Below are 19,825 nucleotides of genomic sequence, written 5' to 3'. Positions count from 1 at the left end.
TTTATGAAAGTTACATTTTTTATAGATAGACCCGTATTTTCAGCAGTAATTTCCATCGTTATTGTGATTGTCGGAATCATTGGTTTGACCATGCTTCCGGTGGATCAGTATCCACAGATTACGCCGCCGGTGGTAAAGATTAGTGCTTCTTACCCAGGTGCTAGTGCGTTGACTGTTTCGCAGGCTGTGGCAACTCCGATTGAGCAGGAAATCAATGGTACTCCTGGTATGCTTTATATGGAATCTAGCAGTTCCAATTCCGGAGGGTTTTCGGCAACAGTCACTTTTGATGTTTCCGCTGATCCGGATTTAGCTGCAGTGGAAATACAGAATCGTGTGAAACTGGCAGAATCCCGTCTTCCGGCAGAAGTTATCCAAAATGGTATTTCTGTGGAGAAACAGGCACCTAGCCAGTTAATGACTTTGTGTTTGACTTCTACCGATCCTAAGTTTGACGAAATTTATTTGAGTAACTTTGCGACTATTAATGTGCTTGATGTAATTCGTCGAGTTCCTGGAGTAGGGCGTGTTTCAAATATTGGTAGTCGTTATTATGCGATGCAAATCTGGGCTCAACCTGATAAGTTGGCAAACTTTGGATTAACTGTACAAGATTTACAAAACGCCTTGAAGGACCAGAATCGTGAATCTGCTGCCGGTGTATTGGGGCAACAACCTGTAGAAGGTTTGGATATAACTATTCCTATTACTACTCAGGGACGTCTTTCTACTGTAGGACAGTTTGAAGATATTGTGGTACGTGCCAATGCTAATGGTTCTATTATCCGATTAAAAGACGTAGCACATGTCTCATTAGAAGCTTCTTCGTATAGTACGGAAAGTGGTATTAATGGTGAGAATGCTGCAGTACTTGGAATTTATATGTTACCGGGTGCGAATGCTATGGAAGTTGCGCGGAATGTGAAAGAAGCGATGGATGAAATCAGTAAGAATTTCCCCGAAGGATTAAGTTACGAGATTCCGTTTGATATGACGACATATATATCAGAATCAATTCATGAAGTATACAAGACCCTTTTTGAAGCATTAGTATTGGTAGTATTGGTCGTATATCTGTCTTTACAGAGTTGGCGTGCAACTCTGATTCCGGTTGTAGCAGTACCTATTTCATTAATCGGTACCTTTGGTTTTATGCTGATATTTGGTTTTTCATTGAATATTTTGACATTGCTAGGATTGATCCTTGCTATCGGTATTGTGGTGGATGATGCGATTGTTGTGGTAGAAGGGGTGGAACATATCATGGAAACGGAAAAATTGAGTCCCTATGAAGCAACCAAAAAAGCGATGACCGGATTATCAAGTGCATTGATTGCTACTTCACTGGTGTTGGCAGCGGTATTTGTTCCAGTTAGTTTCCTGAGTGGAATTACCGGACAATTATATCGTCAATTTACAGTGACGATTGTGGTATCCGTACTTATTTCTACTGTTGTAGCTTTAACTCTGAGTCCCGTTATGTGTTCTTTGATTTTGAAGCCGGATCATGGAAAGAAAAAAAATATCATTTTCAGAAAAATCAATGAATGGTTGGGAATTGGCAGTAATAAATATGTGTCTGCTGTGACACGTACAATCAAACATCCACGTCGGATATTAAGTGCTTTTGGAATGGTGTTGATTGCTATTCTACTTATTCACAGGATTATTCCTACTAGTTTTTTGCCAGTAGAAGATCAGGGTTATTTTAAGATAGAATTAGAATTGCCCGAAGGAGCTACATTGGAACGTACTCGTGCTGTAACTGATCGTGCAATAGCCTATCTGGAAAAGAATCCATATATCGAATATATTCAGAATGTAACAGGTAGTAGTCCACGTGTGGGAAGTAATCAGGGGCGTGCCGAATTAACTGTGATTCTAAAACCTTGGGAGGATAGAAAAAGTACTACTATTGAAAAGATTATGGATACGGTAGAGAAACATCTTAAAGAATATCCGGAATGCAAGGTATATTTGTCTACGCCTCCTGTTATTCCGGGATTAGGTAGTTCCGGAGGGTTCGAAATGCAATTGGAGGCTCGTGGTGAAGCTACTTTCGATAATTTGGTGGATGCGGCCGATACTCTGATGTATTATGCCTCTAAACGTAAAGAACTGACGGGATTGTCTTCTTCTTTACAATCGGAAATTCCTCAACTTTACTTTGATGTCGATCGGGATAAAGTAAAAATGTTGGGAGTACCTTTAGCTGATGTATTTTCTACGATGAAGGCTTATACCGGTTCGGTATATGTGAATGACTTTAATATGTTCAACCGTATATATAAAGTCTACATTCAGGCAGAAGCCCCTTATCGTGAACATAAAGATAATATCAATCTATTTTTTGTGAAAGCATCTAATGGAGCAATGGTACCACTGACTTCTTTAGGAAATGCATCGTATACCACAGGGCCTGGTAGTATTAAGCGTTTCAATATGTTTACTACAGCTGTTATTAGAGGTGCTGCTGCACAAGGATATAGTTCGGGACAAGCGATGGAAATAATGGAGCAGATTGTTCGTGATCATCTTCCTGATAATGTCGGTTTGGAATGGAGTGGATTGTCTTATCAGGAAAAAAAAGCCGGAGGTCAGACTGGTATGGTTATGGCATTGGTCTTTCTGTTTGTCTTCTTGTTTCTCGCTGCACAGTACGAAAGTTGGACGGTACCTATTGCAGTACTGCTATCTTTGCCGGTAGCTGCGTTAGGAGCTTATCTCGGAGTTTGGGTCTGTGGTTTGGAAAACGATGTCTATTTTCAGATAGGATTAGTGATGTTGATTGGACTTGCGGCTAAAAATGCGATCTTAATTGTGGAGTTTGCCAAAGTACAGGTAGATAAAGGAGAAGATTTGATACAGTCGGCCATCTATGCAGCTCGCTTACGTTTCCGTCCGATTCTGATGACTTCATTAGCTTTCGTACTTGGAATGCTTCCGATGGTATTGGCAAGCGGACCCGGTGCTGCCAGTCGACAGGCGATTGGTACAGGTGTGTTTTTCGGAATGATATTTGCCATTGTATTTGGTATTATTCTTGTACCTTTCTTCTTTGTAATGGTATATAAAACAAAGTCGAAACTTTTAAAACATAAGAAATAATGAAACGAAAAGATCTATATATTGCCCTTCTATTATTTGCTGTAATCATGACTTCCTGTAAAGTTGGGAAAAACTATGTTCGTCCAGATCTTTGTTTACCCGATAGTCTGGAACAGAATCAGGACACCGTTAGTTTTGGTGAACGGGATTGGAGAGAAATTTATACGGATACAACTCTCTGTAATCTGATAGATCGTGCATTAGAACATAATAAAGATATGTTGATTGCTGCTGCTCGTGTGAAGGAGATGGCAGCTCAGAAGCGAATATCTACGGCAGCATTGCTTCCTGATATAAAAGGAAAAGTGACTGCAGAACGTGAATTGGAAAATCATGGCGGAGATGCTTTCAAGAAAGCTGATACATTTGAAGCTCAGTTTCTGGTTTCATGGGAAATTGATCTTTGGGGGAATTTACGTTGGGCACGATCAGCGAGTGTAGCTGAATATTTACAATCAGTGGAGGCGCAACAGGCTCTTCGAATGACAATTGTTGCTGAAGTGGCTCAAGCGTATTATGAATTGGTTGCTTTAGATACAGAACTTGACATCGTAAAACAAACGTTGAAAGCGCGTGAAGAAGGAATACGTCTTGCTCGTATCCGTTATAATGGTGGATTGACTTCTGAAATTCCATATCGTCAGGCACAAGTTGAGTTGGCACGTACTGCTACTCTAGTGCCGGATTTGGAACGTAAAATCTCTTTGAAAGAAAACGATATTGCTTTTCTTGCCGGTGAATATCCTAACAGAATTGTCCGTTCACATTTGCTTCAGGGATTTAATATTCCGGAAACACTTCCGGTGGGATTACCTTCTGCTTTATTGGAACGTCGTCCGGATATTCGTCAGGCAGAGCAAAAACTGATTGCGGCGAATGCTAAAGTCGGGGTAGCTTATACAAATATGTTTCCACGTTTAGCACTGACTGGAGGTTTTGGAACGGAAAGTACTTCTCTTTCGGATCTTTTAAAATCTCCTTATACAGTCATGGAAGGAGCTTTACTCACGCCTATATTCGGATGGGGAAAGAATCGTGCAGCTTTGAAAGCAAAGAAAGCTGCTTATGAAGCAGAGGTACATAATTATGAGAAGGCTGTACTGACAGCTTTTAAAGAAACCCGTAATGCGATCGTAAACTTTAATAAGATAAAGGAGGTATATGCTCTTCGGGCTAATCTGGAACATTCGGCAAAGAGTTACATGGATTTGGCACAGTTACAGTATATCAATGGATTTACTAATTATCTGGATGTACTAGATGCTCAACGTGGATATTTTGACGCTCAAATTGGTTTGAGCAATGCCATCCGTGATGAATTGATTGCTATTGTTCAACTTTATAAGGCTCTTGGTGGAGGATGGAGAGTAAATAATTGATGAAAGGTTGTGTAATAACATTCGTTGGATATCCCGAATTATAGAACAGAGTTTTGTCAATCGCGAATTTACAGATATAAAAGTTTCTTTGCTTCTTTTGTATTCCAGAAAAAAATGCGAAATTTGCAACGCTTTTCAAGTTTAGCAAGAAACTTACTAACACCTTTAATAAAAATAAAGAAAATGACTAAAAGTGCATTGCAAATCGCAAGGGCTGCTTACCAGCCCAAACTTCCGAAAGCCTTGGCATCTGGAGCTGTAAAAGCTGTAGAAGGCGCAGCTACTCAGTCTGTAGCAGATCAGGAAGCTATTAAAGCTTTATTCCCTAACACTTATGGAATGCCGTTGATTACATTTGAAGCAGGAGAAGCTGTGAAACTTCCTGCAATGAATGTAGGTGTTATCCTTTCAGGTGGACAGGCTCCTGGTGGACACAATGTAATTTCAGGTTTGTTTGACGGTATCAAGAAGTTGAATCCGGAAAATAAATTGTATGGTTTCATTTTAGGCCCTGGTGGTTTGGTTGATCATAATTACATGGAACTGACTGCAGATATCATTGATGAATATCGTAATACAGGTGGTTTCGATATAATTGGTTCCGGCCGTACTAAATTGGAGTCAGAAAGTCAGTTTGAAAAAGGTTTTGAAATCATCAAGAAGTTGGGTATCAAAGCACTGGTTATTATCGGTGGTGATGACTCTAACACAAATGCTTGTGTGCTGGCTGAATATTATGCTGCTAAGAAATATGGCGTACAGGTAATCGGCTGTCCTAAGACTATTGACGGTGACTTGAAGAATGATATGATTGAAACATCTTTCGGCTTTGATACAGCTTGTAAAACTTATGCAGAAGTAATTGGTAACATTCAACGTGACTGTAACTCTGCACGTAAATACTGGCATTTCATCAAATTGATGGGTCGTTCGGCTTCTCATATCGCATTGGAATGTGCTTTGCAAGTACAACCTAATGTATGTATCATTTCTGAAGAAGTAGAAACTAAAGATATGTCTTTGGATGATGTAGTAACATACATTGCTAAAGTTGTAGCTGATCGTGCTGCGCAGGGACATAACTTCGGTACTGTTTTGATTCCTGAAGGATTGGTTGAATTCATTCCGGCAATGAAACGTCTGATTTCTGAGCTGAATGACTTCTTGGCAACTAATGCTGAAGAATTCTCTCACATTAAGAAATCTCACCAACGTGATTATATTATCAGTAAGCTGACTCCGGAAAACTCTGCAATTTATGCAAGTCTGCCAGAAGGTGTAGCTCGCCAGTTGTCTTTAGATCGTGACCCACATGGAAACGTTCAGGTATCGTTGATTGAAACAGAAAAACTGTTGTCTGAAATGGTAGCTACTAAATTAGCTACTTGGAAAGAAGAAGGTAAATATGTTGGTAAGTTTGCTGCTCAACATCACTTCTTCGGTTATGAAGGACGTTGCGCTGCTCCGTCAAACTTCGATGCTGACTATTGCTACTCTTTAGGTTACACAGCTTCCATGTTGATTGCTAATGGTAAAACCGGTTACATGTCATCTGTACGTAACACAACTGCTCCTGCTGCTGAATGGATTGCAGGTGGTGTGCCTATTACAATGATGATGAACATGGAACGTCGTCATGGCGAAATGAAACCGGTTATTCAGAAAGCTTTAGTGAAACTGGATGGTGCTCCTTTCAAAGCATTCGCTTCACAACGTGATCGTTGGGCTACTGAAACTGATTATGTATATCCAGGACCGATTCAGTATTTTGGTCCGACAGAAGTTTGTGACGAGCCAACTAAGACTTTACAGTTGGAACAAGGAAAATAAATTTGTTTCAGGGGGACTGTGGTGAAAAACAGTTCCCATGAAGAACTACTTAGACGCGGATAACGCAGATAAATGTAGATTTTTTAGAATCCGTATTATCCGCGTAAATCCGCGTCTAAGTAATATATCATAAGGCTTTTAATCTAATTTCTAAAATTATTTGCCGTTAAAAAAAGAATGCCTTCACGTAATAATAATCCTATTTCTGTTGTTCAAAAGAAGAAGCCTGTTTCTTCCACTAAAAAAAAGAGTGTTTCTTCTAAAACTTCTCGTACTTCCCGGAAGGTAGAAAGTAAGCATAACCGTCCAATGTCAAATTGGCTTCGAAATGTGTTGGCAGTAATTATTATTGTTTGTTTTTCTACTATTTTCTATTATTTCTTTGTCCGTCCCTATGCTTATCGTTGGCAGACTTGTCATGGTCGTAAAGAATATGGAGTATGTATTCCCTGCGGATATGATGTTCATGGTATTGACATTTCCCATTATCAAGGAAAAATAGATTGGAGCAAGTTGTTGCAGAATAAAGATACGGATTTTCCTTTGCATTTTGTTTTCATGAAGGCGACAGAAGGAGGAGATCATGGTGATGATACCTTTGAAGCCAATTTTGCTGATGCACGTGATCATGGATTTATACGTGGAGCTTATCATTTTTATATTCCCAATACAGATGCACTGAAACAAGCTGACTTTTTTATCCGTACGGTAAAATTAGAGTCAGGTGACCTTCCTCCGGTACTTGATGTCGAAGTAAGCGGAAGCAAGGAAAAAAAGGAATTGCAAAAAGGTATTAAGCGTTGGCTGGACCGTGTGGAATCTCATTATGGAGTGAAACCTATTTTATATACCTCTTATAAATTTAAAACCAAATACTTGGACGATTCTATTTTTAATACTTATCCTTATTGGATTGCCCATTATTACGTTGATTCTGTGAAATATCAAGGTAAATGGGACTTCTGGCAACATACCGATGTAGGAAGTGTCTCCGGTATTCCGGTGAATGTAGATCTAAATGTATTCAACGGAACGTTGGAAGAACTTAAAAAGATGACGATTAAATAGTTATACTTCTTTTCTCCAAAACTAACTTCTTCTTTTATTTGTTATAATCGTATTATTAATAAATAAGTACGATTATGAATTTTGATATAGCTATTATTGGTGGTGGTCCTGCTGGCTATACGGCTGCTGAGCGGGCTGGTGCAAATGGGTTGAAGGCTGTTCTTTTCGAGAAAAAAGCGATAGGTGGAGTCTGTCTCAATGAAGGATGTATTCCGACTAAGACTTTGCTCTATTCTGCAAAGATACTGGATAGTATTAAGAGTGCTCCTAAATATGGAATTTCTTCCGAGTCCCCTTCTTTTGATTTAACTAAGATAATGAACCGTAAAGATAAGACAGTGAAAATGCTGACGGGTGGGGTGAAGATGACGGTTAATTCTTATGGAGTGACGATAGTGGAAAAAGAAGCTTATATAGAAGGAGAAAAAGACGGGTTGATTCGCATTTCTTGTGACGAAGAAATTTATCAGGTGAAATATCTTCTGGTATGTACCGGATCTGATACAATCATACCTCCAATTCCGGGATTATCTGATATTAAATATTGGACTTCCAGAGAAGCGTTAGAAATTAAAGAACTTCCAGAGAGTTTGGTGATTATTGGTGGTGGAGTTATAGGGATGGAATTCGCTTCTTTCTTTAATAGTATGGGAGTGAAGGTCTCTGTAGTAGAAATGATGCCTGAGATCTTAGGTGCTATGGATAAGGAGACAAGTGCTATGCTTCGCTCGGAATATGCAAAGCGTGGAGTTACTTTTTATCTGAATACTAAAGTCGTGGAGGTAAAACCTACTGGCGTTGTTATTGAGAAAGGAGGGAAGACCTCTACCATAGAAGCTGAGAAGATTCTCCTTAGTGTGGGACGTAAGGCAAACATAGCTAATGTTGGATTAGATAAACTTTCTGTTGAACTTCACAGAAATGGAGTACAAGTTGATGAACATCTACAAACTTCTCATCCTAGCGTATATGCTTGTGGGGATATTACAGGATATTCTCTTTTAGCACATACAGCCATTCGTGAAGCTGAAGTAGCTATTAATCATATTTTGGGAATAGATGACCGGATGAATTATGACTGCATTCCGGGAGTTGTCTATACCAATCCTGAAGTTGCAGGAGTGGGTAAAACAGAAGAAGAACTTATAAAACAAGGTATTCCTTATCGTGTAATGAAACTTCCAATGGTATATTCCGGTCGTTTTGTAGCAGAGAATGAGCATGGAACAGGAATCTGTAAGCTGGTTCAGGATGAGTTTGGGCGCATTATCGGATGTCATATGTTGGGAAATCCGGCATCAGAATTAATTGTAATTGCAGGTATTGCTATCCAAAAAGGATATACAGTAGAGGAATTTCAGAAGAGTGTATTTCCACATCCTACAGTAGGAGAGATTTATCATGAGGTATTGTTCTCATAAAGTTTAGTCTCTGCTTTCAATAATACAAATATAATAATCGTATGTATGTCCCGTTATATTTATAGTCCATTTGCAGACATTTACTTTCATTTGGCTGCGGAAGAATATCTGTTGAAGCAAAGTACCGATGACGTGTTTATGCTTTGGCAGGATACTTCTTCTGTGGTATTGGGGAGACATCAGCGAGTCTGTGCAGAGATTGATTGTAATTGGGCAAAACAACAACAGATTCAAATAGCAAGACGTTTTTCAGGTGGAGGAACAGTATATCATGATTTGGGAAATGTTAATCTGACTTTTATAGAAACCGTTTCCCGTATTCCTGATTTTACCGTATATCTGCAACAGACTTTAGAATTTCTAGCTTCATTGGGTTTAAATGCTCAAGGAGATGAACGTCTGGGAATTTATTTGAATAAACTAAAAATATCGGGAAGTGCACAATGTGTCTATAAAAATAGGGTACTGTATCATTGTACGTTACTTTATGACACTGACCTCGATATTTTAAATAGAGTCCTGCATCCACAGGAGGAAAATATAACTAATACTTCTCAAATTAAATATGCTGTGCCTTCGGTCAGAAGTGAAGTTACCAATATACGTAATAGTAACTTTACGGAAACTGTTGATAGTTTCAAGGAGACTGCTTTCCAATATTTCAGTCGGGGAGAAGCGGAAAGTATTTTCAGCAAAGAGGAATTAGAAGCGATTGGGCAGCTTTGCGAAAGTAAATATATGCAAGAAGAATGGATATTCAGTCGCTGACATCCGGTTAAAAATACTTTAACTTAAAACTTTCTTTTTCAGCGGCTTGTTCTACAGTATCATAGTTGAATAATAAAATTACTGTTTATGTCAAGATTCGAAATAAAAATGCCTAAGTTAGGCGAGAGTATAACAGAAGGAACGATTGTTTCCTGGTCTGTAAAAGTAGGGGATACCATTCAGGAGGATGATATCTTGTTTGAAGTAAATACCGCTAAAGTAAGTGCGGAGATTCCTTCTCCGGTTGCTGGAAAAGTTGTGGAAATCTTATACAAAGAGGGAGATACGGTAGCAGTGGGAACTGTGGTTGCTGTTGTCGATCCGGATGGAGAAGAATCCTCGGAAGAAACTACTGCGAGCGAAAACACTGGAAAAGAAGAAGCTAATCCTTCAATGAACACTATATCTGCTGTGAATGGAACAAAAACGTCAATAGAATCAGAAAGCCAACCTACTGAACCAAAAGATCAGCCTCAGGAGTTAAATCCTGTTGTGGTGACAGAAGAACGTTGGTATTCTCCTGTCGTGATTCAATTAGCCAGAGAAGCTAATATTTCCAAAGAAGAATTAGATACGATACAAGGAACAGGCTATGAAGGTCGGTTGAGTAAAAAAGATATAAAAGATTATATAGACAAGAAGAAACGAGGTGTATCAAATGTTAAGTCAGCCTCTTCCGCTTCAGTGTCTTCAGCTACAACTACTTCGGTTGCTGCACCGAAACAAACTACATCAACCACATCTAATATACCGGGGGTAGAAGTGAAAGAAATGGATCGTGTCCGCCGGATCATTGCCGATCATATGGTTATGTCTAAAAAAGTTTCTCCTCATGTAACCAATGTAGTCGAAGTAGATGTTACCAAATTGGTACGTTGGCGTGATAAGAACAAAGATGCATTTTTCCGTCGTGAAGGAGTGAAATTAACTTATATGCCTGCAATTACCGAAGCCGTAGCTAAAGCTTTAGCAGCCTATCCTCAAGTAAACGTATCAGTTGATGGATATAATATCCTTTTCAAGAAACATATCAATATTGGCATTGCTGTTTCCTTAAATGATGGAAATCTGATTGTTCCTGTAGTACATGATGCAGATCATTTGAATTTAAATGGATTAGCTGTTGCCATTGATTCCTTGGCCATCAAGGCACGCGATAATAAACTAATGCCGGAAGATATTGATGGAGGTACATTTACCATTACCAACTTCGGTACGTTCAGAAGCTTGTTTGGTACTCCGATTATCAATCAACCACAGGTTGCTATATTAGGAGTAGGATACATCGAAAAGAAACCGGCTGTTGTTGAAACACCGGAAGGGGACACGATTGCTATTCGCCATAAGATGTATTTGTCGTTGTCTTATGATCATCGGGTAGTAGACGGTATGTTGGGAGGTAACTTCCTGCATTTTATAGCAGACTATCTGGAGAATTGGAAAGGCTGATAACTGATTGTTTCATTCATAAAGAATTCATTAACTATGAAAAAGTATGATATAAAGACTACAGATGTGGAAACCCTGAAAAAGTGGTATCATCTGATGACATTAGGACGTGCCTTGGATGAAAAGGCTCCATCCTATTTGCTACAATCTCTGGGCTGGTCTTACCATGCACCTTATGCAGGCCACGATGGTATTCAGCTAGCTATCGGACAGGTGTTCACACTCGGCGAAGATTTCCTGTTCCCTTATTACAGGGATATGCTGACTGTTCTTTCTGCTGGAATGACTGCAGAAGAAATTATTCTGAACGGAATCTCCAAAGCAACCGATCCGGGTAGTGGGGGACGACATATGTCGAACCATTTTGCCAAACCGGAATGGCATATCGAAAATATTTCATCGGCTACCGGAACACATGATCTTCATGCAGCAGGTGTAGCTAGAGCCATGGTCTATTACGGACATAAAGGAGTTGCTATCACTTCCCATGGTGAATCTGCCACTTCCGAAGGTTTTGTTTATGAAGCTATCAATGGTGCCAGTCTCGAACAGCTTCCTGTCATTTTTGTTATTCAGGATAACGGATATGGTATTTCCGTACCGAAATCGGAGCAAACAGCTAATCGTAAAGTCGCTGAAAACTTTTCCGGTTTTAAAAACTTGAAAATCATCTACTGTAATGGTAAAGACGTTTTCGACTCTATGAATGCAATGACCGAAGCACGTGAACACGCTATCAATACCCGTAATCCGGTTATTGTACAAGCAAACTGTGTTCGTATCGGTTCCCACTCCAATTCGGATAAACATACTCTCTACCGGGATGAGAACGAGTTGGAGTATGTCAAAGACGCCGATCCTTTGGCAAAATTCCGTAGAATGTTACTTCGTTATAAACGTCTGACAGAAGAGGAATTGCAACAAATAGAGGCAGCAGCAAAGAAAGAACTTTCTGCCGCTAACCGGAAAGCACTGGCTGCACCCGATCCGGACCCCAAAAGCATTTATGACTTTGTAACCCCGGAACCTTATCAGCCTGAAAAATACAAAGACGGTACTCACAACGAAGAAGGGGAGAAAACCTTTATGGTGAATGCCATTAACGAAACGTTGAAAACGGAATTCCGAAGGAATCCGAATACATTTATCTGGGGGCAGGATGTAGCTAACAAGGATAAGGGCGGTGTATTTAATGTAACCAAGGGAATGCAACAGGAATTTGGAGATGCACGTGTATTCAGTGCGCCGATTGCTGAAGATTACATTGTCGGTACAGCCAACGGAATGTGCCGGTTTGATCCAAAGATTCATGTCGTTATAGAAGGAGCGGAGTTTGCCGACTATTTCTGGCCGGCTGTGGAACAATACGTGGAATGTACACACGAGTATTGGCGCAGTAATGGAAAGTTTGCTCCGAATATTACCTTGCGGTTGGCTTCCGGAGGTTATATTGGTGGAGGATTATACCATTCTCAGAACATAGAAGGAGCGTTAACCACCCTTCCGGGCGCACGCATAGTTTGTCCCTGTTATGCGGATGATGCTGCAGGGTTACTTCGAACCAGTATACGTTCCAAAGGATTTACTTTGTTCCTGGAACCCAAAGCCTTATATAATTCGGTAGAGGCTGCAACTGTTGTTCCCGAAGACTTTGAAGTACCTTTTGGTAAAGCTCGTATTCGCCGCGAAGGAACTGATCTGAGTATTATTACTTATGGTAATACGACACATTTCTGTTTACACGCTGCGGAACAGTTGGAAAAGGAACGTGGATGGAAAGTAGAAGTCATAGACATCCGTTCGTTAATGCCATTGGATAAAGAAGCTATTTTCGAATCAGTGAAAAAGACAAGTAAGGCATTGGTTGTTCATGAAGACAAAGTCTTTGCCGGTTTTGGTGCTGAGCTGGCTGCAATGATTAGCTCCGAGATGTTTCAATACTTAGATGGACCGGTTCAACGTGTCGGTTCTACCTTTACTCCTGTAGGATTCAATCCACTTCTGGAGAAAGCCATTTTGCCGGATGAGGCTAAAATATATGAAGCTGCTAAAAAGTTATTAGAATATTAACTCTGTGAATTATGAAAAAGATAGGTTTATTTTATGCTACCAAAACGGAAAAGACATCTTGGGTAGCGGAGAAGATTGAGAAAGAGTTTGGGAAAGACAAGATAGATGTAGTACCCATTGAGCAAGCTTGGCAGAATGACTTTGCTGCTTACGATCATTTTATAGTAGGTGCATCTACTTGGTATGACGGAGAACTCCCGACTTATTGGGATGAATTGATACCGGAGTTGCGCACGATGGACCTGAAAGGAAAGAAGGTTGCTATTTTTGGCTTAGGTGACCAAGTGCGTTATCCGGAGAACTTTGCTGATGGTATCGGTCTGTTGGCTGAAGTTTTTGAAGGTGACGGAGCTATTCTTGTGGGTTGCACTTCTCCCGAAGGATATACTTTCGAACGTTCTCGTGCGTTGCGCGATAGTAAATGGTGCGGCTTGGTGATTGACTTGGATAATCAATCTGAACAAGCGGAAAAAAAGATAAAAGAGTGGTGTGTGCAAATCAAAGAAGAGTTTAAGTAAAATCACGTATCGTTTTATATAAATTATCCCTACTATTAATTATCCTATTCATATATAGAATGGTCGATTAATGGTAGGGAATTTTATTTTTTGAAGAGCCACTAGAGTCAGTATCTGAATTTATCCGATAGGATAAATAAACTTAACTGCTGCCCAGCGATTCTTTTCTTTCTGGCTAACGAACTTCAATCCGTTCTTTTCTGCTTCTGCTCGGATAACCGGAATGTCATCAACGTAAAATCCGCTCATTAACAATTCCGATCCCGGTTGCATACGAGCAACGTATTGCTTCATATCGTTCAACAGAATATTTCTGTTGATGTTAGCGATAATAACGTCGAAAGGACCTAGCCCGTTCAAGGAAGAAGCATCTCCTTGTGAAACGGCAATATCATCTACCTGGTTCAGTTCTATATTTTCGATAGAGTTGCGAACACACCATTCATCGATGTCGATAGCAGTGCAAGGCTGTGCACCCCGCATACGTGCGAGTATTGCCAGAATCGATGTTCCACATCCCATATCAAGTAATGATTTTCCTTTCAGGTCACTTTCCAATAATTCGCTGATGATAAGACTTGTTGTTTCATGATGTCCCGTACCGAAAGCCATTTGGGGATTGATGACAATGTCATACTCTGCTTGGGGAACATCCTGATGGAATGTACTATGAATCACACAACGGTCACCAATAACAATTGGCTGGAAAAAATTCTTTTCCCATTCTTCGTTCCAATCTTTATCTTCTGCTTCTGTATATGTATAGGTAATTTTTGTATCCGGCAATGGAAAATCAGCAATTGCACTCTTCACAGTTGATTCGTCATATAAAGCTTGTTGGATATAAGCAGTTAATCCTCCTTCACATTCTACAAAACTTTCAAAACCTGCTTCCCCTAGGAAGGCAGCCAATATATCATTCACTGTATCAGTGCAAGGGAGAGTGGTAAATGTAAACTCAAAGTATTTCATAATTATTATCTAATCTAAATTAAGTGCAAATATAACCGAAAAACGAGGAAATCTTCAATATTCCACCTTATCTTCCTTTGCACTCCATTCTTCAAAAGCCTTGATAGCCTCGTTGTGTAGCAACACTTCTGAAGGAAGTTTCCTGTCTGCGGGTTTCAGCTCTAGTTCATCATATATAAAGGAATCATCAAAGCCGATATTTTTAGCATCCGTTTTATTGTTAGCATAATACATTTTATCCAGCCGTGCCCAGTAAATAGCACCCAGGCACATCGGACAAGGTTCGCAGGAAGTATATATTTCATAACCGCTAAGGTTAAAGGTTCCGAGTTCGGCAGCTGCTGCACGGATAGCACTAACTTCTGCATGCGCAGTAGGATCGCAGGATGCCGTTACACGATTGACACCGGTAGCGATAATTTCACCTTCTTTTGTTGCTATGACGGCACCGAAAGGACCTCCTCCGTTAGCAACATTCTCTTTGGAAAGCTCAATAGCTTTCCGCATAAGTTCTTCTTTAGTCATCATACAAGATATACTATTTTCAGTTAGTTTTATAGGAAGGATACTTTCCCAATCTACTTTTAAAGTTTCCCGAGAATTTTGTCCATCACCCAGTTGGTTAATGTTGCACTATTTCCGTCGCAGGAGCAGGTGGACTTGCCAATCAGATGATCGACTACAGCCTGAATAAGCGGCTGTTGCACATGTTCCGGATTACCGATACAGAATTCTTCACGTCCGCGTTCGGTATGCAGAGCTATTGGGTCATATGTAAATACGGAGAAACAAATCATTCCTTTGTCTCCTATAATTTCGATGCGGTCTTCACGGGCTGAATCGTGTGCTACGAAACACCAGGAGCCACTACCCACCAATCCGTTATCAAACTGGAAGCAAGCACTTAGGGTATCTTCCGCCGGATAAAGTCCTCCCCGGTTGCTCTTGTATCCGCTTGCTTCAAGAATACAACCGAACATGTCTTGTAATAAATCTATCTGGTGGGGAGCAAGATCGTAAAAATATCCGCCTCCGGCAATATCCGCCTGTACACGCCAAGGAAGATTATCACGGTTGTAATCCAAATCACGTGGAGGTTGTGCAAAACGAATTTGTATATTGATGACATTACCGATAGAACCGTTTTCTACCAGCTCTTTAACTTTCTGGAAGTACGGGAGATATCGGCGATAATAAGCAACAAAACAAGGTACACCTGTCTCTTGTGAAATGCGGTTAATACGGGTACATTCTTCGTATGTTTGTGCCATCGGCTTTTCAATATAGGCCGGTTTACCGGCTTTCATGGCCATGATGGCGTAAGTAGCGTGTGAAGAAGGAGGAGTTGCGATATATATCGCATTGACTTCGGGATCATCAATCAGTTCCTGTGCATCGTCATACCATTTTTTGATACCTCTTTCTTTTGCATAAGCTTTGGCTTTAGCATTGTCACGGCTCATTACGGCTACAACCTCTGAATGGGCTACTTTCTGAAAAGCCGGACCACTTTTAGTCTTCGTTACCTCTCCGCAGCCAATAAAGCCCCATTTGATAATCTTTTCGCTCATAAATACCTATTCTATTTTTACATCAGAAAAGACAAAGATAAGGCTAATTTTTATTAAGAACAACTTTATTGATTGCTTTTAATCTGTATAGAATTATTGTTTGTAGTATTTACGATAGATTTCTTGATACTCTTTTCCCTTCTGGAATTTATCCAGCCAAGTGTTCAGACTATCCAACAGCACAGGAGATTGTTTACTAACGGCCCATGAGTAAAACTGAGTAAAACTGATATCCGTATTAATATCTATCTGCGGTAATGAATCGACCACTGCTTCGGCAATACTTTCGTCACAGACCACGTAATCTATATCTCCATGGGCAACCATAAAAATGAGTTGTTCCGGTCCGTATTTCTCTATTTCTTTAATATAAATGGTATCTCCGATTTCATTTCCAAGGTTACGGATACGGAGGATGGAAGGAGAACCTTTTACTACATGTAGGGTGCGGCCTGCCAGGTCCAGTTGATTTTTGATGTAGAGTGAATCATTTTCTCCAACTTCTTTCCGTTGTACAAGTACTTGTTTATTGAGAATGATAGGAGAAGTGAGCAGCAGAGAATCTTTAAACTCACTGGTAGCCAATATTCCGTAAGCTATCACATCATAACGTCCCTTACTGAGTCCTTTCAGGCGTTCATCAAAACTCATTTCGGGGGTAATTTCTGTTTTCAGTCCTTTGTCGTGTGCAAAGGCTTGTATAAGTTCGTAATTGAAACCGGAAACGGTATCTCCGTCTACATAAAAACTGATGGAATTGTATTCGGTTGCTACGCGCAAAACTCCCTCTTTTACAATGGCATCATAATCACGGGGATGCTCGATAGCTATTTCTTGTTTGCTACAGTAGCGGAATGCGAAAATGATTGCCGATATAGTAAAAACCGGCAATATATATTTATAAACTTTCGATTTCACTTTTGATTCCATAAGCTATGCAAGTATTAATCATAGAAATTCCATGAAAGGCCGAATTTCAGTACACGTGGATTAATTGGATAGTGTGGGGCTAAGAAGTAATTCGGTTTACTTATTCCTTGGTTTACATGGTACATCATTACATAGAAACGGGTACGTTTCAAGTGTAAGTTGGCATATACATTCACGATCGGATAACCGCCAATCTTCACACGGTCATTATCCGGTTGCAGATAGAACTGTTCAGTAGCGGGCATATATGCCGGTGCAAAGTATTTGGAAAAGTAACGTACATCAGCACCCAATTCTACACTAAGTACCTTTTTTGCCAATTTGAACTGCATATAGAAGTTATGGTAGAGTGAGAAATCAGGTAAAGGAAGTACATCCTGGTCACTGGATTTCTGCCAGACAACCTCATTGTCCAAGTGGAAGATACCTAATTTAAAGTCTTGATTGAAACGTGCTGAGACTACTTGCAGGCTTCCGCTCTTTTGGGCAGGCAATGCTTGTTGGTTGAAATAGGTAAAGTTTTTAATATTCTCAACACCGGCATTTAATCGAGTTCTCCAACGGGCAATGTTTAATTCGCCTTCCACCCGGGTATGGAACTCTTTTGCCATATCGTCATCCCACCAGAAATGCTTAGAATGATAATGACGCATATAAAATGGTGCCATTCGGTTGCTGACTTCTCCACGAACTACCAGACCTACCGTATCTTTCCACAATGGAAAATTCAGATCGATATCTCCTTTTACATTGAATTGACCGATTGCTGTTCCTGCAAGTCCCACTTCACCAATTGCATGATAATGGAGAATGTTGCCTTCTCGCTTGGATAGCTCACCACCGACAAAGATCTCGTTTTCGTTGTAATGGTCGGCTTTTAAGCCTTCCAGGTTCATCAATGAGTATTTACTTAACTTATGTGAAGCAAATGCAGTCAGTCCGGCCTTGGCATATTTATTAAAGCCTTCCAGTAATGCAATACCTATTGTATTTTTTACTCCTACATAAATCGTACTATCTCTAACGATTGGATCTTCAGGATCTAAATATGTATTCTGATAATAGTCTTTAACGTTGTCTTTCGAACGGAAATTATGTCTTGACCGCTCCACCTGAAAGGTATGTATAAAGCTTGTAACCGGTACAAACTCTTGTTTGGTAGGTGTCGTATCGTTTTCAGCCTTAGGGATATCGCGTCGGAATCCCAAGTTGTAACGCTGAGTCATGAAGACATAAAAATTATGATTACGGTTTGCACTCGCATCCAGTACGGTTGGTATGTTTATTGATTCATATTTCCTGACTCCATTCGCTATATCTTCGGGTGCAGTAATATAACGGTCGTCTGTGATACCTCCATTCTCATTCGTTTTCAAGTAGTTATTGCTGTATATAGCTTGTATCTGATAACGGTCGCTGATATAACTGCCAAAGAAAGCAGCGTTGAAGTATGAAGTCCCCTGGTTATTATAATATCCTCGTCCATACAAATAATCAATATTAAATCCGAAAGCTAGCTTCTTATTCACATTTACAGAGAAATAAGAGTTAAAGCGTTCTTCCCCATTAACTTTATTACCTGCTTTATGATACGTCAGATTAGTATAGGGTACATTGCTGTTCGTGAAATTAAATTCTGTGGGACGAATAAAAAAGCTTGAGAAGGGTTCCATGAAAATCGTTGGCTCCGGATAACGGCGGTCAAAGAAGATACGGGATAAACGGGGGGAACCCATATTGGCTAAATAATTATAATGACCTGTAAGTCCTTCTGTGAGATTGGAGTTTTGGAAATGATGGAAAGCAGTATCTGCCGGAATCATGATCCGGTCACCCAATTCATTTTTGATACGCCACATGTAGAGCGTAGGTGGCAATCCTTGTACCTCTACGTTTGTACTGTCCAGCTTATCGGGAAGCATGGCGGGGTCAATCTGATTACCATATTGGTCACGACCATTTTCGTCATATTGTCGGTTACCTTGATTGAACTGTGCATGAACAGTAGTCAAGCCTATAACGAAAAGTAATATATATATAAGTAAAATTCGTCTCATAATTGGAGGCAAAGATACTTACTTTAATTGATTTAATGATAATGGATAATTGAAAATTATGTTGCATCCGCAGTTTACGTAGCTAATAATTATCAATTATCCATAATCTGTTATTCTTTAATCATGCTTCCTTGATGAGTTCCATGCCTTTCTTGATAGCTTCTTCATTCATTGGAATCAAGTGGTGATGGCGCTCCGGAAGTGTTTTCCTCAGACCTTTGATGACATTGTCTAATGTGACCATAGGAAGAAGCTTCAGCAAACCGCCAAGTACGATCATGTTAAATGCTTTGGCATTATTCATTTCGTTGGCTGCATCCATCGCGTCAATGCGGTATACCTTAATATCTTTGCGTGTAGGAGGGTTAATGATTCCGTAACCATCGTATATAAGGATACCACCCGGTTTTACTTTATTCTCAAATTTCTCGAGGGAAGGTTGGTTCAGGATGATAGCTGCATCGTATTTACTTAAAATAGGTGATGAGATCTTATCATCACTTACAATTACAGTTACGTTGGCTGTTCCACCACGTTGCTCAGGACCGTATGCCGGCATCCAGCTTACTTCCTTACCTTCCATCAGTCCGGAATAAGCCAAAATCTTACCCATAGACAATACGCCTTGTCCACCGAATCCTGCTATAATAATTTCTTCTTTCATTGTTCTGCTGACTTTTAGCG

Annotated in this window: 15 protein-coding genes; 9 read left to right on the top strand and 6 right to left on the bottom strand. The window is 40.0% G+C overall.

Features of this window, described 5'->3' with window-relative positions; genetic code table 11:
* Positions 1–3 precede the first annotated feature (3 nt).
* From CZ225_RS15425 to CZ225_RS15385, 9 genes are all read left to right on the top strand, one after another.
* Positions 4–3,108 (top strand): efflux RND transporter permease subunit, encoded by a 3,105-nt coding sequence (locus tag CZ225_RS15425; protein WP_077154638.1) that lies wholly within the window; start codon positions 4–6, stop codon positions 3,106–3,108.
* The gene (locus CZ225_RS15420) at positions 3,108–4,487 is read left to right on the top strand and encodes an efflux transporter outer membrane subunit (protein WP_025074603.1); all 1,380 of its coding nucleotides are present in this window, start codon (positions 3,108–3,110) and stop codon (positions 4,485–4,487) included. The genes CZ225_RS15425 and CZ225_RS15420 overlap by 1 nt, the downstream gene beginning before the upstream one ends.
* Positions 4,488–4,670: 183 nt before the next feature.
* On the top strand, positions 4,671–6,317 hold the full coding sequence (locus CZ225_RS15415) for a diphosphate--fructose-6-phosphate 1-phosphotransferase (RefSeq protein ID WP_077154637.1): 1,647 nt from the start codon (positions 4,671–4,673) through the stop codon (positions 6,315–6,317).
* 177 nt (positions 6,318–6,494) lie between these two features.
* Positions 6,495–7,385: a glycoside hydrolase family 25 protein gene (locus CZ225_RS15410; RefSeq protein ID WP_077154636.1), complete on the top strand. Its 891-nt coding sequence runs from the start codon at positions 6,495–6,497 to the stop codon at positions 7,383–7,385.
* A gap of 74 nt (positions 7,386–7,459) precedes the next feature.
* Positions 7,460–8,806, top strand: coding sequence for a dihydrolipoyl dehydrogenase (gene lpdA, locus CZ225_RS15405; RefSeq protein ID WP_077154635.1), 1,347 nt, complete (start codon positions 7,460–7,462; stop codon positions 8,804–8,806).
* A 45-nt stretch (positions 8,807–8,851) separates the two neighbouring features.
* Positions 8,852–9,574: a lipoate--protein ligase family protein gene (locus CZ225_RS15400; RefSeq protein WP_077154634.1), complete on the top strand. Its 723-nt coding sequence runs from the start codon at positions 8,852–8,854 to the stop codon at positions 9,572–9,574.
* 87 nt (positions 9,575–9,661) lie between these two features.
* Positions 9,662–11,023 carry a dihydrolipoamide acetyltransferase family protein gene (locus CZ225_RS15395; RefSeq protein ID WP_077154633.1) on the top strand — a complete coding sequence of 454 codons (1,362 nt, stop codon included), beginning with the start codon at positions 9,662–9,664 and terminating at the stop codon, positions 11,021–11,023.
* A 36-nt stretch (positions 11,024–11,059) separates the two neighbouring features.
* Positions 11,060–13,093 carry an alpha-ketoacid dehydrogenase subunit alpha/beta gene (locus CZ225_RS15390; RefSeq protein ID WP_077154632.1) on the top strand — a complete coding sequence of 678 codons (2,034 nt, stop codon included), beginning with the start codon at positions 11,060–11,062 and terminating at the stop codon, positions 13,091–13,093.
* An 11-nt stretch (positions 13,094–13,104) separates the two neighbouring features.
* Positions 13,105–13,611: a flavodoxin gene (locus CZ225_RS15385; protein ID WP_077154631.1), complete on the top strand. Its 507-nt coding sequence runs from the start codon at positions 13,105–13,107 to the stop codon at positions 13,609–13,611.
* Positions 13,612–13,731: 120 nt separating this feature from the next.
* Here the strand turns inward: CZ225_RS15385 and prmA are convergent, their stop codons facing one another.
* From prmA to CZ225_RS15355, 6 genes are all read right to left on the bottom strand, one after another.
* Positions 13,732–14,583 carry a 50S ribosomal protein L11 methyltransferase gene (prmA, locus tag CZ225_RS15380; RefSeq protein WP_077154630.1) on the bottom strand — a complete coding sequence of 284 codons (852 nt, stop codon included), beginning with the start codon at positions 14,581–14,583 and terminating at the stop codon, positions 13,732–13,734.
* A 54-nt stretch (positions 14,584–14,637) separates the two neighbouring features.
* The gene (locus CZ225_RS15375; protein ID WP_077155850.1) at positions 14,638–15,108 is read right to left on the bottom strand and encodes a nucleoside deaminase; all 471 of its coding nucleotides are present in this window, start codon (positions 15,106–15,108) and stop codon (positions 14,638–14,640) included.
* 59 nt (positions 15,109–15,167) lie between these two features.
* Positions 15,168–16,154 (bottom strand): Gfo/Idh/MocA family protein, encoded by a 987-nt coding sequence (locus tag CZ225_RS15370; RefSeq protein ID WP_077154629.1) that lies wholly within the window; start codon positions 16,152–16,154, stop codon positions 15,168–15,170.
* A gap of 93 nt (positions 16,155–16,247) precedes the next feature.
* Positions 16,248–17,084, bottom strand: coding sequence for a transporter substrate-binding domain-containing protein (locus tag CZ225_RS15365; protein ID WP_077154628.1), 837 nt, complete (start codon positions 17,082–17,084; stop codon positions 16,248–16,250).
* A gap of 14 nt (positions 17,085–17,098) precedes the next feature.
* Positions 17,099–19,141 (bottom strand): putative porin, encoded by a 2,043-nt coding sequence (locus CZ225_RS15360; protein WP_077154627.1) that lies wholly within the window; start codon positions 19,139–19,141, stop codon positions 17,099–17,101.
* 121 nt (positions 19,142–19,262) lie between these two features.
* Positions 19,263–19,805 carry a 2-oxoacid:acceptor oxidoreductase family protein gene (locus tag CZ225_RS15355; protein WP_077154626.1) on the bottom strand — a complete coding sequence of 181 codons (543 nt, stop codon included), beginning with the start codon at positions 19,803–19,805 and terminating at the stop codon, positions 19,263–19,265.
* Positions 19,806–19,825: the final 20 nt, after the last annotated feature.

Source organism: Bacteroides bouchesdurhonensis, from assembly GCF_900155865.1.
In the GTDB taxonomy this organism is placed as follows: Bacteria; Bacteroidota; Bacteroidia; order Bacteroidales; family Bacteroidaceae; genus Bacteroides; species Bacteroides bouchesdurhonensis.
Note: the sequence above shows the minus strand (reverse complement) of the source record. Positions and strands in the feature narration are given on the sequence as shown.

What these genes read in the sequence shown, in the direction of transcription:
- CZ225_RS15425 (WP_077154638.1), top strand. Translation starts at nt 4, where the DNA reads ATGAAAGTTACATTTTTTATAGATAGACCCGTATTTTCAGCAGTAATT.
- CZ225_RS15420 (WP_025074603.1), top strand. Translation starts at nt 3,108, where the DNA reads ATGAAACGAAAAGATCTATATATTGCCCTTCTATTATTTGCTGTAATC.
- CZ225_RS15415 (WP_077154637.1), top strand. Translation starts at nt 4,671, where the DNA reads ATGACTAAAAGTGCATTGCAAATCGCAAGGGCTGCTTACCAGCCCAAA.
- CZ225_RS15410 (WP_077154636.1), top strand. Translation starts at nt 6,495, where the DNA reads ATGCCTTCACGTAATAATAATCCTATTTCTGTTGTTCAAAAGAAGAAG.
- lpdA (WP_077154635.1), top strand. Translation starts at nt 7,460, where the DNA reads ATGAATTTTGATATAGCTATTATTGGTGGTGGTCCTGCTGGCTATACG.
- CZ225_RS15400 (WP_077154634.1), top strand. Translation starts at nt 8,852, where the DNA reads ATGTCCCGTTATATTTATAGTCCATTTGCAGACATTTACTTTCATTTG.
- CZ225_RS15395 (WP_077154633.1), top strand. Translation starts at nt 9,662, where the DNA reads ATGTCAAGATTCGAAATAAAAATGCCTAAGTTAGGCGAGAGTATAACA.
- CZ225_RS15390 (WP_077154632.1), top strand. Translation starts at nt 11,060, where the DNA reads ATGAAAAAGTATGATATAAAGACTACAGATGTGGAAACCCTGAAAAAG.
- CZ225_RS15385 (WP_077154631.1), top strand. Translation starts at nt 13,105, where the DNA reads ATGAAAAAGATAGGTTTATTTTATGCTACCAAAACGGAAAAGACATCT.
- prmA (WP_077154630.1), bottom strand. Translation starts at nt 14,583, where the DNA reads ATGAAATACTTTGAGTTTACATTTACCACTCTCCCTTGCACTGATACA.
- CZ225_RS15375 (WP_077155850.1), bottom strand. Translation starts at nt 15,108, where the DNA reads ATGACTAAAGAAGAACTTATGCGGAAAGCTATTGAGCTTTCCAAAGAG.
- CZ225_RS15370 (WP_077154629.1), bottom strand. Translation starts at nt 16,154, where the DNA reads ATGAGCGAAAAGATTATCAAATGGGGCTTTATTGGCTGCGGAGAGGTA.
- CZ225_RS15365 (WP_077154628.1), bottom strand. Translation starts at nt 17,084, where the DNA reads ATGGAATCAAAAGTGAAATCGAAAGTTTATAAATATATATTGCCGGTT.
- CZ225_RS15360 (WP_077154627.1), bottom strand. Translation starts at nt 19,141, where the DNA reads ATGAGACGAATTTTACTTATATATATATTACTTTTCGTTATAGGCTTG.
- CZ225_RS15355 (WP_077154626.1), bottom strand. Translation starts at nt 19,805, where the DNA reads ATGAAAGAAGAAATTATTATAGCAGGATTCGGTGGACAAGGCGTATTG.